Source organism: Psychrobacillus faecigallinarum, assembly GCF_014836595.1.
Classification (GTDB): domain Bacteria; phylum Bacillota; class Bacilli; order Bacillales_A; family Planococcaceae; genus Psychrobacillus; species Psychrobacillus faecigallinarum.
In genome coordinates, this window is record NZ_JACSQO010000001.1 from 873,940 (window position 1) to 887,273 (window position 13,334).

Annotated in this window: 15 protein-coding genes; 4 read left to right on the plus strand and 11 right to left on the minus strand. The window is 38.9% G+C overall.

What is annotated here, in order from left to right:
- Positions 1–5: 5 nt before the first annotated feature.
- Positions 6–362, minus strand: coding sequence for a hypothetical protein (locus H9650_RS04210; RefSeq protein WP_191696645.1), 357 nt, complete (start codon positions 360–362; stop codon positions 6–8).
- 165 nt (positions 363–527) lie between these two features.
- Here H9650_RS04210 and H9650_RS04215 point away from each other — a divergent pair, with 165 nt between their 5' ends.
- From H9650_RS04215 to H9650_RS04225, 3 genes are all read left to right on the plus strand, one after another.
- Entirely contained in the window at positions 528–926 is a 399-nt protein-coding gene (locus H9650_RS04215) for a helix-turn-helix domain-containing protein (protein ID WP_191696646.1), read from the plus strand.
- 132 nt (positions 927–1,058) lie between these two features.
- Positions 1,059–2,639, plus strand: coding sequence for a hypothetical protein (locus H9650_RS04220; RefSeq protein ID WP_191696647.1), 1,581 nt, complete (start codon positions 1,059–1,061; stop codon positions 2,637–2,639).
- Entirely contained in the window at positions 2,636–5,347 is a 2,712-nt protein-coding gene (locus tag H9650_RS04225) for a DEAD/DEAH box helicase (protein ID WP_191696648.1), read from the plus strand. Before H9650_RS04220 ends, H9650_RS04225 begins: the two co-directional genes overlap by 4 nt.
- A gap of 88 nt (positions 5,348–5,435) precedes the next feature.
- Here H9650_RS04225 and H9650_RS04230 read toward each other — a convergent pair whose 3' ends face one another.
- Complete coding sequence (locus tag H9650_RS04230; protein ID WP_144540476.1) at positions 5,436–5,834, minus strand: single-stranded DNA-binding protein; 399 nt, start codon at positions 5,832–5,834, stop codon at positions 5,436–5,438.
- A gap of 250 nt (positions 5,835–6,084) precedes the next feature.
- Between H9650_RS04230 and H9650_RS04235 the strand changes: the two genes are divergently transcribed.
- On the plus strand, positions 6,085–6,519 hold the full coding sequence (locus H9650_RS04235; protein WP_144540478.1) for a YwpF family protein: 435 nt from the start codon (positions 6,085–6,087) through the stop codon (positions 6,517–6,519).
- Positions 6,520–6,644: 125 nt separating this feature from the next.
- On the opposite strand, the gene H9650_RS04240 is transcribed toward H9650_RS04235, so the two are convergent.
- From H9650_RS04240 to spoIID, 9 genes are all read right to left on the minus strand, one after another.
- Positions 6,645–7,001: a hypothetical protein gene (locus H9650_RS04240; RefSeq protein ID WP_151111287.1), complete on the minus strand. Its 357-nt coding sequence runs from the start codon at positions 6,999–7,001 to the stop codon at positions 6,645–6,647.
- 158 nt (positions 7,002–7,159) lie between these two features.
- Positions 7,160–7,600 (minus strand): 3-hydroxyacyl-ACP dehydratase FabZ, encoded by a 441-nt coding sequence (gene fabZ / locus H9650_RS04245; RefSeq protein ID WP_154311442.1) that lies wholly within the window; start codon positions 7,598–7,600, stop codon positions 7,160–7,162.
- Between the two features lie 15 nt (positions 7,601–7,615).
- Positions 7,616–7,900, minus strand: coding sequence for a DNA-directed RNA polymerase subunit beta (locus H9650_RS04250; RefSeq protein WP_151111291.1), 285 nt, complete (start codon positions 7,898–7,900; stop codon positions 7,616–7,618).
- 15 nt (positions 7,901–7,915) lie between these two features.
- Entirely contained in the window at positions 7,916–8,755 is an 840-nt protein-coding gene (locus H9650_RS04255; RefSeq protein WP_144540487.1) for a flagellar hook-basal body protein, read from the minus strand.
- A gap of 21 nt (positions 8,756–8,776) precedes the next feature.
- Entirely contained in the window at positions 8,777–9,616 is an 840-nt protein-coding gene (locus H9650_RS04260; protein ID WP_191696649.1) for a flagellar hook-basal body protein, read from the minus strand.
- 16 nt (positions 9,617–9,632) lie between these two features.
- Positions 9,633–10,625 carry a rod shape-determining protein gene (mreB, locus tag H9650_RS04265; protein ID WP_151113772.1) on the minus strand — a complete coding sequence of 331 codons (993 nt, stop codon included), beginning with the start codon at positions 10,623–10,625 and terminating at the stop codon, positions 9,633–9,635.
- A 664-nt stretch (positions 10,626–11,289) separates the two neighbouring features.
- The gene (locus H9650_RS04270; RefSeq protein ID WP_144540588.1) at positions 11,290–11,550 is read right to left on the minus strand and encodes a sporulation transcriptional regulator SpoIIID; all 261 of its coding nucleotides are present in this window, start codon (positions 11,548–11,550) and stop codon (positions 11,290–11,292) included.
- Between the two features lie 68 nt (positions 11,551–11,618).
- Complete coding sequence (locus H9650_RS04275) at positions 11,619–12,278, minus strand: M23 family metallopeptidase (protein WP_144540591.1); 660 nt, start codon at positions 12,276–12,278, stop codon at positions 11,619–11,621.
- Between the two features lie 31 nt (positions 12,279–12,309).
- The gene (gene spoIID, locus H9650_RS04280; protein WP_191696650.1) at positions 12,310–13,209 is read right to left on the minus strand and encodes a stage II sporulation protein D; all 900 of its coding nucleotides are present in this window, start codon (positions 13,207–13,209) and stop codon (positions 12,310–12,312) included.
- Positions 13,210–13,334: the final 125 nt, after the last annotated feature.

The following is a 13,334-nucleotide window of genomic DNA, read 5'->3' on the forward strand; positions in this document are numbered from 1 at the left end:
TATTTCTATTTAAATTGCAATGCACTTTCTGCTCTTCCTTTTTCTCTTGGACTTGTAAAGAAACCGTATTTTTTAGGACTGTATTCTACTAAAATGGCTTCAAACACACTTTGCAGGATTTCTTCCTTCGATGCTTCTCTCACGCTTTTAATATAAAATTGAAGCATATTTTTTTCAAAATCAAGCTGTAGATCGTATATGCTGTAGTACTCTGATGCGATTAACGGTATGTGCTTTAAATTGTTTATAGGACTTTCCACAATGTATTTTATGTTCCGCGCCTTTACTCCTATTACCTTGACATGATTGAATCCATTTTTCGAATAAATGTCCAGAGATTCTAATAAAAAAGGTATATGCAATTGAATTCTTTCTACTACTCCCCACTCCTTTCTTATGTAAATTGTCCTATAAGCTTTATATACTATATTTAACCGCTCTTTTAATAAATATCTCCAATTTGGCGATTATTACAGTTTAATCCTATCTTTTCGATATTCTTGTTGCATTGTAAAGGAGGTAATTTTATGGCATTTTACGAGCATCTCCGTGCTTATCGAGAACAATTAGATATTACTCAAATGGAAGCAGCGAGAAGAATAGGCATTGACCATTCAGTTTTGTCTAAATACGAAAAGGGTGACTTAGCCATTCCCATTGACTTACTTATGAAAATTAAAGAGGTGTATGCGATCTCGAATGACTATTTTCTAAATATGCTGGAGGATAAGCCTTCTAAAAGTAAGAATCCTGGCTTGGAGGCGCGTGAAAGTCGATCAAAGTATATAGAAGCATTTCAGGAGGAATATGTTACCCCACTTGCATCCTATAAAGAGTTTCGTCTTCTTGTAATGGATATTAAATCCGTTTCCAAAGAGGAAAAGGAACTTAAACGATACATAAAAGGCTTATTAAAAAAAGATTAAAATCCTTACTTATGATCAGCATAGGTAAGGCTTTTTATTTTAGTGAATCACTTTTACACTCCTCTGGCTTTTATTCGAGCAGGATTAAACGTATAATGGAAGGAAAGCCTTTTTTCATTAGGAGAGATTTGTTTGAACCTAACTTCGTATCAAAAATTAGCCAATCATTATAACCAATATATAGATGCGTCCATGCGGACGATTGAAGAGAAACTTAACCCTACTGTTACGGAAGATGAGGAGCTCGTTCGAAGAGCGACCTTTTTTGTGCGTAATGGCGCGGTTTCAATTGCAAATTATTCACTAAAGGACAATCGAATTGATTTTGTGGTTAGAGATGTAACTAACATCGAGGTACGATACTTGCCAATGGTTGACCTGATCCATTGCCCTTGCCAAATGCAGAAGCCATGTAGACATATCGTCGCAGCAGTTTTTTATTTATATCAACAAAACAACTCCCTATCCACTTGGATCTCGGAGTGGAAAGCTAACATAGACCACCTACAGCTATCTTTACTTCGAGATGAACGTAGTCCCAAAAGCTGGGATATGCTAGTGGATAACTTTTTTAGAAAGTTTATCTCCAGCTATCCGCCAACAAGCTTTTATCTTTTAGAATTTGCTATTCATGACTTGAAGGCCCAGGTTCGTAAATCTCGACCATTTGAACGAGAATGGCAACCTATCTTTGATGTATATGTCAATCTGGCCATACTAACACGCGCATGGCCTTATTTAATTGAATACAACGATACTAATATGCGTAATCGCGTTTACCAGTTTTTAAATGATTATATAGAGGATATTGATGATAGCCTGTCCCAGCTTGCTGCAAAGCCTAAAATGTTTGCAGCTGATCCCTTTTTCGATCAAATGATGGAAAACGTACGGTCCTTTTACTTTGAAGAGGAAGGCCTTGTTCGTTATCGGAAACACGTATATTTAGCCTGCTGGGAAGCTTTAGTAACAGATAAAGCAGCACGAATGCAGGAAGTCAAATATCTTCAAGAGCTGACCATTGAAGAGGACGGAATCCCGTTAAATATGGTACTTCCATACTTTTACCTCACCTTATCGATGATGGATGAGCTATTAGATTCTGCTGAGCATATGGAGAAGGATCAGCTCTTGGAGTGGGTGGAGGTTTGTGAAAAGGCCATTCATTCCTCCAACAAGGAATTAGTTAACGAGCTAGCTAGAAAATTACTACCTCACATTTCTTATTATTTAAATGAAGTCATGCAAAACCCTTCTCGAGTCATGCTCATTAGAAGATTAGAATTGCTATTCAACCAAGTAAGTTTAAAAACGGAGGAACTGGAAAAACTGTATCAATCATTCGGTTTATATGGAATCCAATCATACTCCAACTTACTAATCGAACAAAAACGTTATAGGGAATGGATGGCATTGCACCAATCTGCCAACTCATCTCTTGAATATGCTGAGTCCTGTGGATTATCTATAGTGAAGGATGAGGCACCAGAGGTCCTTCTTCCGCTTTACCACCATTATGCCATGAAGTTTATCCAAGAAAAAAACAGATATAGCTATAAGCAAGCTGTTCGTATTTGGAAGAAAATGAAACAGGTTGCGAAGAAAGCAAACGAAATTGATTACTGGAATGCTTATGTGGAAAGTATTCGTGAAAAGTATCGCCGTCTTCGTGCCTTACAACAAGAAATAGAGAAAGGAAACCTGCCATTATGAATAAACCTTTATCTATTACAAAAGAATTTTCCCTGTATATCGATCAAGCAGCAAATGGAAGCTTTCTTCTATCATGTAATGATGCGCCTATCGAAAAATGGGTGGAGACGCTCTACTTAAATCATAGAGAAAGCTTTTTTGGTCTTAACGCACAAGTTGAGGATGACGTATTAATAGCTTCTCCAGTAGAAGTCATTGAACTCTTTTCATCTGAAGCTCATCCCTTCATCACATTCTCTGGTGCTACCGAGCCCTCGCTTCAATGGCTTAAAACCTTTAAAGAAGCAGGAAGTGTTTGGAATTCACCTGATCTTTGGAAGACAGTCGAATTACAGGAAGACAATTTAGAGTTGTCTGCTCCCATAGAGGACAAAGGAAAGCAGCTAGTTGAAAATGCTATCAAGCAAAAGCTTTTTCAGGCAGGGCTTACAATGGAGGACCTACCCGCCCTCATTCCTTTCTTTCAACAAGGCGGCTGGCCCCTAAAATCGCAATCGACCCATCCAAATCTGTTAGTAGCATTGCGCCTGTCCGAGCCGGATGAATTTGATGACACCTGGTTATTAGAAACAGTCGTTCGCGGGAAAAAAAGCAGTGTATACTGGACGCCATCCTTCCGAAAAAAAGTATTGCCTATTAAGCAGGCTCTTCCTGATAAATGGAATGAATATAACACCTATATCGAAGAAACTCAGGCAAAAATCTTTTCCCTAGTCTCCTCGATAGATGCCGTAGAACTGTCGACCTTCTTCTCCTCTCCATTAACCGATGAAGAAGTGCGACGTTTTTTACGTGATGACCTGATCAAACTGCAGGCTCTTGGTTTCGAGGTTGTTCTGCCATCTTGGCTGAAGAGCTTGAAAGAATCTAAAATGCGTGTTAAGACTGTTGCAAAGACTGCCAATACTTATAAAACCGCCGCTGGCTTAAATGAAATCCTGCAATTTAACTGGAGTTTTTCTCTAAACGGACAGGAAATCTCTGCAGAGGATTTTCAAAAAATGGTCACTGAAAATCGATCATATATACAGGCAGGCAATGAGTGGTTCCGAATAGATGCTGCGTGGATGCATCAAATTCGAGAACTGATGAAGCAGTCCGAGGATGAAAATTGGACTGTGAAGGAGCTTTTATTCCGAGAAATCCCGGAGGAAATTGCTTTAGCTATCGATGATGATGAGCAATCTGATGAGGATCCATTATTCCAATTTGAAATGCAGCAATCTCTTAAAGTATTGATGGAACAGCTGTCTGAGAAAAAAGGTTATCCCACTGTGGAGGTCTCATCCAATCTGTTGACGACTCTTCGACCATATCAGCAGCTGGGCTTAGACTGGCTTGTATTTATGCGAAATGAAAAATTTGGCTCCTGCTTAGCTGATGATATGGGTCTTGGTAAGACAGTCCAATTAATCGCATATCTACTTCATGTCCATGAAAGCGGTGAACAAACAACGCCTTCTTTGATCATTTGTCCAACCTCCGTGCTTGGAAACTGGCAGAAAGAGCTGGCTAAATTTGCTCCTTCTTTAAATGTCCAAACACATTATGGCACAGCGCGAACCCGAGAAATTGATAAAGAAGCTGACGTAGTAATCACAACCTTTGGTACAGCAATGCAGGACATTGAAGCATTAGAGGATTTAGAATGGGCTAGTATAACTCTCGATGAGGCTCAAAACATTAAAAATATGCATACAAAGCAATCTCGTGCGATTCGCAAGCTTACAGGCAAGCATCATATTGCTTTAACTGGAACACCGGTTGAAAATAGATTATCCGAGCTTTGGTCTATCTTCGACTTTATTCATAAAGGTTATTTGGGTTCCTTCCGTAAATTCCAGGAAAATTATATCGCGCCGATTGAGCGAGATAACTCTGACTCGGTTAAGCATAAACTCCGGGTCAAAATTCAGCCGTTCTTATTAAGAAGAACCAAGCAGGATCCAGAATTGTTGTTAAACCTTCCAGAAAAATTGGAGCAACGCGAGTATTGTGGTTTAACTACCGAGCAAGCAGCGTTATATGAATCCCTTATTCAAGAAACCGTTAGCAAGCTTGATACACTAACCGGCTTTGAGAAAAAGGGGCTTATTCTCAAAATGCTTAGCAAGCTAAAACAACTATGTAATCACCCGGCCCTTTATCTGAAGGAGCCATTTGATGATGCAGAAGATATGCTTGAACGCTCTGAGAAGCTTGCTCGTATTGTGACACTCGCTGGAGAAATTGCTGCTCGTGGTGAGCAATGTCTGATATTTACACAGTATATCGGAATGGGTCATTTGCTGCAGCATTGCCTAACTGAGCTGTTCGATATAGATGCTCCTTTCTTGACAGGAAGCATGCCAAAAAATCAGCGTGACCATTTAGTAGAGGCGTTTCAGGCAAAGGAATTCCCTGTATTCCTTCTTTCCTTAAAGGCTGGTGGAACTGGTTTGAACCTTACTGCCGCAAGCCACGTGCTGCATGCGGATAGATGGTGGAACCCGGCAGTCGAAAACCAGGCAACTGACAGAGCTTATCGTATCGGTCAAACTAATTTCGTCCATGTCCATAAGTTCATAACTATCGGTACAATTGAAGAAAAAATAGACAAACTTCTTGAACAGAAGCAAGCATTGTCTGAAGAACTGATCCACTCTAGTCAATGGATTACAGAAATGTCGGATGCAGATCTAAAGGATTTGCTTACTCTTTCAATCTAACTGATATCTTGTTAACAAAAACCTGGCCATATTCTGGTCAGGTTTTTTCTCTCTTGTTTCATTTGGATGGTTGCGGCCATTCAAAATTTTACACTGGAAGTTTTTTTATTTGTTCTGCTGGAAATTCAAAATCACTTTCTACTTGCTTATTTTCCTCTCTAGTTTGTTCGGTTTCGTCGCGACTTTTGGTAGCTAAAAATCTGATATCCTCCACAATAACCTCTGTTACAAATACTCTTATGCCTTCCCCTTTTTCATAAGATCTTGTGTTCAAGCGGCCAGTGATTCCTACTAAAGAGCCCTTTCCACAGTACTTTACCGTGGTTTCAGCTAGTTTCCCCCAAATTGTGCAAAGCACGAAATTAGCTTCTTCGCTCTTATAGCCCTTACTCACTGCAACAACAAATCCTGTTTGCACTCTCCCCTCAGATAAGTGCTTCAGCTGTGGAGCCTTCGTCATTCTTCCAATTATCGAAACTGTATTCAATCTGTCACCTCCCTTTCATTAGCCATATCATAAGCCTTTGAAAATTTGTTGGCAAAGCGCAGTTATTTCATTTTGGGTCGTTTTCCCGGGTCAAAATGAAATAATGTTATTTGCTTTCAAGAATATTCCTCGCCTTACCGCATTCATTAAAATCAAAAATAAGAAATTGGCATCTTCACAATTATTTTTTTCCATAGAATCCCTATGCTATAATGAAGATTAATTAGTCCTACTAAAAGGTGGATTGTATATGAAAACATTTAAAATGATTTCCGTGTCCCTTATCCGTAATAATGATGAAATGCCGATTTTACTAGAGGATGGCATAGTAATTAATCAAGAAAACACAAGTCGTTCTTGGATTTTAGAATTATTTATTGATCAAAAGCATGAGGATTTCTTTAATGAATTAAAAACATCCAATGAATTATTTAATGCTAAGGTCGTTATCTCTTACCCCGAGAATGAGCCTGCACATTTTGAAGTGGCAACCTACTCCGTTAAGAAAATAGGAGATCATCTTTCCGTATTACTTCGCGGAACATTAAAGCGTGCACGTAGAAAATACGCTGAATCGTTACTTGCTGAACTTATTGAGGATGGATTAATCGGAGAAGAATTGTTAACACAATTCGAAAAGGATATGAAAACGCGTCCTTCCTTAAAGAAAGACAAAGAAAATTGATATAGGCATACTGACTAATACCTAAAGAAATAGGCAACTTCTTGTTTACAATACAAGAAGTTGCCTATTTTTTGTTTGATCAACCATTTCAAATTTAAAAACGCTCCATAAGTTACAGAAAGGGACTATTTATCTTTATTTCCATTAACCTCTGGCTCATCTACAAATGTACGTTCATCCATGTTTGAATGATCCATATTTCCATTTAAATCATTATTATCACCATTGTTAAGACCATTGTTCAGATCATCGTTAAGACCATTCATATCATTCTTACCGTTTGTGCCTTCATTCATACCACCATTAGTAGTTCCAGCTCCGTTATTACCAGTGTTCTCATCAGGAGATGGAGTAATTACACGATTACCGTTGTTTAATTCCCCCATTGGTGTTTCATTGTTTGAAGGTACTGCTTCATCATTATTACATCCAACGAGTAAAAGCGAACATAATGCCACAGTAGGAACGACTTTTTTCAACATAAAAATTCCTCCTTTCTTGATATCGTCATCACACTCTTCACGTGACTTACGATAGGTTATCCAAGAAAAGAAGGAACTATCCTATGGCATTATTACCTCTTTTTTCAATGCTCAGCATACTCGCATATACTTTAAAAGAAGTGGAATAATACTATTTATTAGTCGTTATTTGCAACTGGACCTAATGCAAACAGGATATCTGTTTCACAAACAAGCTCTCCATCGACAGTAGCTATGCCATGTCCTTTGCCCATTGGTCCGCGGAGCTTAGTAAGCTCAACTTCCAGTTTAAGCTGGTCTCCTGGTTTGACCTGTTTTTTAAATCGACAGTTATCAATTCCTGTAAAAAAAGCAAGTCTTCCTTTATTTTCGGGAATTTGAAGCACAGCCACTGCTCCTACTTGAGCCAACGCTTCCACAATAAGAACGCCCGGCATTACTGGATAGCCAGGAAAGTGACCATTAAAAAATTCTTCATTAATTGTTACATTTTTTAATCCAACTGCTCGTTTACCTTCTTCAATTTCTAGAATACGATCAACCATTAAAAATGGATATCGATGAGGCAAAATAGCTTGTAATTGCTCCGTTGTTAGCATGGAATCGTCCTCCAATTATTTACCGTCTTTTATATCAATTATATGTTGGTACGTTTCCCATTTTAGCGCATCCTTCGGCTCACCATCACCTATAACCCCATAGCCAATCATTAGTCCAGCTATTGCAGATATGCAAAAAAGAGCAATAACAATTAGTATACGCAGCCATATAGGAAACATACGAATTTGTACCCACTTGGTTGGTTTAGTATTGTCTACCGTTTCTTTCTTATTTACTTCTTCTTGTACTTTTTCTAACCTACGCTGTTGTCGGCTAGAAGCCTTTACTTCTTCCGTCATTAAAATAACTCCTTACTAGCGAATTCCATTGATCAAGCCCATCATTTGATCGGCGATTGTAATAGAACGAGCACTAAACTGATACTGACGCTGCGTTGTCATTAAATCGGTCATTTCTTTGGAAACATCTACATTAGACATTTCTAAAACCTGATTGCTCAAGGAAATTTCTTCTCTGTCTGCTCCTTGAAGGTCGGTCATTACATCCTCAGCATTTGCACCTAACTCATCTAAATTCTCGGGCATTACAATATATGTCGCAGACAAGTGTTCCATGAATTGTGGCTTTTGCAAAACGGAAACAGCTAACTCTCTTTGTGCTGTAGTACCATCAGGATATGTTGCAGTTAGCACTCCTCTTTCATTTACAGAAAAGCTAGAAGCTCCCTCAGGAATCGTAATAGCCTGTCCCTGTGAGTCGGAAACAGGATAACCATCTCCGTTAACAAGCATCATTTGTCCATTTTCTATTGGAGAAACATAGAAAGCTCCTTGACGAGTGTATGCAGTTTTTTCTCCATTTTGTCCGTCGGGCATAATGATTTGAAAATATTGCTTAGGCTCCTGAAAAGCAAAGTCTAGATCTCTGCCAGTAGACTGGATGCTCCCTTGCTTCCAGTTCATTTGAGACTGTGCAAGTGCTGCTCCCACTCCATAGCGTATCCCAACAGGTGATTGTCTCTCTGTTTTATCTAATTTATCGTTATTAAATTGCTGATAAAGTAATTCTTGGAATTTTACTTCTTTTGACTTATATCCATGGGTATTTGAATTGGAAAGATTATTCCCTATAATATCCAGTTGATTTTGCAATTGGGACATTGTGTTTGTTGCTGTTATCATTGTGCGTAACATTCAACCACACCTCCTTGGTTATTAGTTAACACGACCAACCTCGTTGACAGCTTTCTGCATGCTCTGATCGTATGCTTGTAGAATTTTTTGATTGGCTTCAAATGTTCTATATGCTGACATAAGCTCTGTCATTGTTTTCGCACTGTCTACATTTGATCCTTCAATATAGCCCTGTTGCGTAGCAAAGCTCACATCACCAGTATTATACGCGGATGGTAGCTCCGTGCCATCTTCCGTTCTATATAAACCATTATCCTGCTTCAATAAACGATCCGGATTAGCAGCATATGAAACCCCTAGCTGAGCCACCGCTACGTCATCCACAAAAACTTGGCCATTATCCCCTACACGGAAATCATCATTTTGCAATTGAATACGTTGGCCTGCATCATCTAAAACATATAGTCCACTTGCATTCGTTAAAAAACCTGAAGCGTCCAATGTGAAGTTTCCGTTACGTGTATATGCTTCTCCCTCAGTTGGGTGTTCTAAACGGAAAAATAGCGCACCTGATTGCCCTGATTCTGCATCCACTGGAAGTACTCCATCGATTAAAGCTATATCAGTGTTCAAGCCTGTTTGCTGAAGCTGCCCCTGTGTTTGCAGAGCAACGGTTTCTGACATATAAACGCCTGTACTAATTCCACCGACAGTTGACAGTTTTTTCCCACTGATCGGATTCTCCGTAGGAATTTTAGCTGGCCCTAGACGTGACATCAGCATATCTGGAAAAGAACGAATGGTAGACTGATCAGCCTTAAAGCCTGGTGTATTCGCATTAGCCATATTATTAGTTAGCAGCTCGGTTCTACGCTGTTGAGCAATCATCCCAGATGCTACAGTATTAAATCCACGAAACATGATGAAGCCTCCACTCTTATCTTCTACTTATTTTATCGATATTATCTAGCATAATTCCAGTGCCAATAGCCACACAATCCATCGGTTGTTCCGCAATAAACACAGGAACCTTTAATTCTTCCATCAACAGACTATCCATACCATGTAGTAGCGCACCGCCACCAGTGATAATAACGCCACGGTCAATAATATCTGCGGACAACTCAGGCGGTGTTTTTTCTAACACATTTTTGGCAGCTTGTACTATGACAGATACAGACTCTCTTAACGCGTGTTCGATTTCATCAGATTTAATAGTAATCGTTCTTGGCAGACCTGAAACCATGTCTCGCCCGCGGATATCCATCTCTTCATGACGACTGTTTGGAAAAACAGTTCCAATCTCAATCTTTATATTCTCAGCTGTTCGTTCACCGATTAGAAGCTTGTACTCTTTTTTGATATATTGAAGAATATCGTTATCAAACACATCTCCTGCTACCTTAATAGACTCCGAGGTAACTATATCACCCATAGATAGAACAGCAACATCAGTTGTGCCCCCACCTATGTCTACAACCATATTCCCGCTTGGTTGGAAGATATCCATCCCTGCTCCGATTGCTGCAACTTTAGGTTCTTCTTCTAAATAAACCTTTTTACCACCAGATTTCTCCGCAGCTTCTCGAATGGCCTTTTGCTCCACACTTGTAATGTTTGTCGGACAGCAAATTAAAATTCGTGGCTTCGATAAGAATCCCTTTACGTTTAATTTATTAATGAAATGCTTAAGCATAGCTTCTGTCACATCAAAATCCGCAATTACTCCATCTTTTAACGGGCGAATAGCCACTATATTTCCTGGGGTTCTACCTAGCATTTGTCGAGCTTCTTCTCCGACTGCTAGTACTTTATTCGTATTTCTATCTAAAGCGACCACTGAAGGTTCGTTTAACACAATCCCTTTTCCCTTCACGTGAATCAATACATTTGCTGTTCCTAAATCTATTCCTATATCCTTTGCAAACATTACCAGTGTTTCCCCTTCCTTGCTATAACTTTTGTTTGTAAACTCCGTAATGTATCTAACTTCTAATTTTATCATAGTTTTGTCATAAAAACAGTTTTTTTGAAGAGTATTTTGGAAAAAATTATGAAGAAATTAGAAATTTTTGACGAATTATAAACTATTATCCCGATTCTTCTATAGGTCAGTACGCTCATTTTTATGTTGTGACTTTAGAGGTGAAGTTGAGAAGGAAGCTGTCTGTTTGAAAGATATAGTATTTCAGTTGATAGTTACGAATTATTTGTGTGTTCTTGAAAGACTATTCCTGAGCTACGGATTTTTTTCAAGTACCACAATTAGTTACCATATGTAAGGGGATTAATTGTCCATAAGAGCTTTCCTAGCAATAGTTCACTCCCTAGGGATCCGAACGTTGGACTTCGTTATACAAGCAGTGTTTCATACTTTTTAGAGTATACAACTTTTAAGTCAAAGAATCTGTTGCAGGCTCTCCTGTTATTAGAATGCCCTTCCTCCTTGCGCTCTCTCTTTTAAAATGGACTTTTCCTGATGCTAATTTATTTTTATTGACCTATGTATATTCTGTAAAGACTTACTCATACTACTCAGACAACGAATTATTTCGGATATAAGAAAAGGCCGTGAAATAATATATTTCACGACCTTACCTATCTTCCTTTTTGGTCCTCCATTTTTGCTTCGTAGCTTCTCCGCCTCGTAGGTGTCTGACTGACTTATGGTAAGCAAGGATTTCTTTGACTTCCTTAGCCAGCACAGGATCCACAAGGTGGAGTCTTTCGGTTAAGTCTTTGTGTACGGTGCTTTTGGAATGACCTGTTTTGCTCGCAATAGCGCGAACTGTTTTCTTTGTTTCAATTACCATTTCACCCAAACGTATGCATCTATGACGAATCGTTTCGTGCACCAACTCTTCCTTTCGTTAGTAAAGGAACACTTTTCACCACTTTATGCATAGCGAAGGGCTAATATGAATTAAAATGCTAGATATGATTCCGGATTTACAAGGACTCCGTTTTCTAATACTTCGAATTGAAGATGGATTCCAGCAGTAGGATTCCACTCATTTTCCGCTGCAGTTGCAAGGGATTGTCCTTGTTCCACTACATCTCCTGCTTTTACTAGAATGCCAGTGACAGAGCGATATTTTGTTAGCATACCATTTGCATGAGAGATTACGATTTCGTCACCTACAAATGGATCAAGATTTACTTCTTCTACTTTTCCGCTTAATGCTGCAACAACTTCAAATGGCTCGTTCTTCATGGTTAGGGAAACTCCTGTGCTAGCTACGTAAGTTTGATCAAAAACAAGTAGAGATTTCTCACGAGTCGCTTCGTCTGCTTCCATATCATAGTAGTGCTGAACAATTTCAACGTTATCTAGCATAGCTTCTTTGAAAGGGTATTTCATAGATTCTGCTTTAGCGTTCGTTTCAATTGTTACTTTGTCTGGATTACTTGCATCGGTCCACTCGGATTCTTCTGCAGAATCATCGCTGACATATACATTATAACCCCAAATCATTCCAACAAATGCTACCGAAAAACCTGCATATACTAGTGGCCAAAACCAAGGTTTTTTCGGGCTGTTACTCTTCTTCTGAGAAGGCTTTTTAGATTGTTCTTCTCTCATTTTCATCACCTCTAATTGCATTGTTGGCATATTAAGGAGATTTTAAACATGGAGAAAAACTTTTTATTTCGGTTCCTGTATAATAATGCAATAAAATATCATGAGCCTTCGCAGAATTGTTAGCCATTACCTCAGCTCCATACTGGCTCATTCCTACTCCGTGCCCATATCCAATAGTTTCCACTACAACTTTATCATTTTGAAAAGCTATTGAAAAATCAGTAGAGGGTAATCCAAGTAAAGTTCTAATTTCTCTGCCTGTCCAACTTTTGCCGTTCATTTCTACTGACTTTACTCGATTGGAGTCTGTCCGTGCTATTTTGACAGTACCCCCAATATTATTAGACCACTTCATCTTAAACGTGTCCGACCATTCTTTACTCGTAAATTCAAATTTCTGTTTCATTTTATTTGAGAATTGCTCTTCCTTTTCACTCGGCACTGATACTAAATAGGGAATTGCATATCCGCTATAATTCTCCGCGCTTTCTGTTTGCCCATTGCTTGTTGAAAAAAACATTGCAGTGATTAACTGATCCTTATAAATAATAATTTCTCCCTCTGTAGAAGCTACGATTTTTTGAAGCTTCTTTTCGTATTCCTCAAAGGACGCACCCCAACGCTTTTTTCTCTCCTCTGGACCAACATACACTTGCTTCTGTACCGTCTTGTCGATTGACTTTGCTCCGTAATCGGTTTCTCTTAAAACATAGGTCCTAGCAGCAATAGACTGCGCCTTCAATGCTTCTTCATGGAATGTGATTGGCATTTCAGCGGCAACTACTCCTAATACATACGTTTCTAGAGGAATTTTTTCCTTTACCCCTTTCACCTCAATTTCTATTGGACAGTCAACTTCAGTTTCCGGTACGACTTCTGGTGCAGCTTTTTCTTTCACTCTGTCTTTGATCAATAAAAAAGGTAATAACATAAGGCAGATGCATACGATTACTAAGAGAATGTTTTGTTTCATAGGGGTAATATATGCAGCTACAAAGAATCTAATGACGGACAAGCTATAGAAAAGCTGCTTGATCTATCTCTTGTCATACAGAT

Bases quoted from the DNA above. Each gene is read 5' to 3' on its own strand.
- mreB (WP_151113772.1), bottom strand. From the start codon at position 10,625: ATGTTTGCAAAGGATATAGGAATAGATTTAGGAACAGCAAATGTATTG.
- H9650_RS04260 (WP_191696649.1), bottom strand. From the start codon at position 9,616: ATGTTTCGTGGATTTAATACTGTAGCATCTGGGATGATTGCTCAACAG.
- H9650_RS04215 (WP_191696646.1), top strand. From the start codon at position 528: ATGGCATTTTACGAGCATCTCCGTGCTTATCGAGAACAATTAGATATT.
- H9650_RS04225 (WP_191696648.1), top strand. From the start codon at position 2,636: ATGAATAAACCTTTATCTATTACAAAAGAATTTTCCCTGTATATCGAT.
- H9650_RS04255 (WP_144540487.1), bottom strand. From the start codon at position 8,755: ATGTTACGCACAATGATAACAGCAACAAACACAATGTCCCAATTGCAA.
- spoIID (WP_191696650.1), bottom strand. From the start codon at position 13,209: ATGTTATTACCTTTTTTATTGATCAAAGACAGAGTGAAAGAAAAAGCT.
- H9650_RS04235 (WP_144540478.1), top strand. From the start codon at position 6,085: ATGAAAACATTTAAAATGATTTCCGTGTCCCTTATCCGTAATAATGAT.
- H9650_RS04240 (WP_151111287.1), bottom strand. From the start codon at position 7,001: ATGTTGAAAAAAGTCGTTCCTACTGTGGCATTATGTTCGCTTTTACTC.
- H9650_RS04250 (WP_151111291.1), bottom strand. From the start codon at position 7,900: ATGACGGAAGAAGTAAAGGCTTCTAGCCGACAACAGCGTAGGTTAGAA.
- fabZ (WP_154311442.1), bottom strand. From the start codon at position 7,600: ATGCTAACAACGGAGCAATTACAAGCTATTTTGCCTCATCGATATCCA.
- H9650_RS04275 (WP_144540591.1), bottom strand. From the start codon at position 12,278: ATGAGAGAAGAACAATCTAAAAAGCCTTCTCAGAAGAAGAGTAACAGC.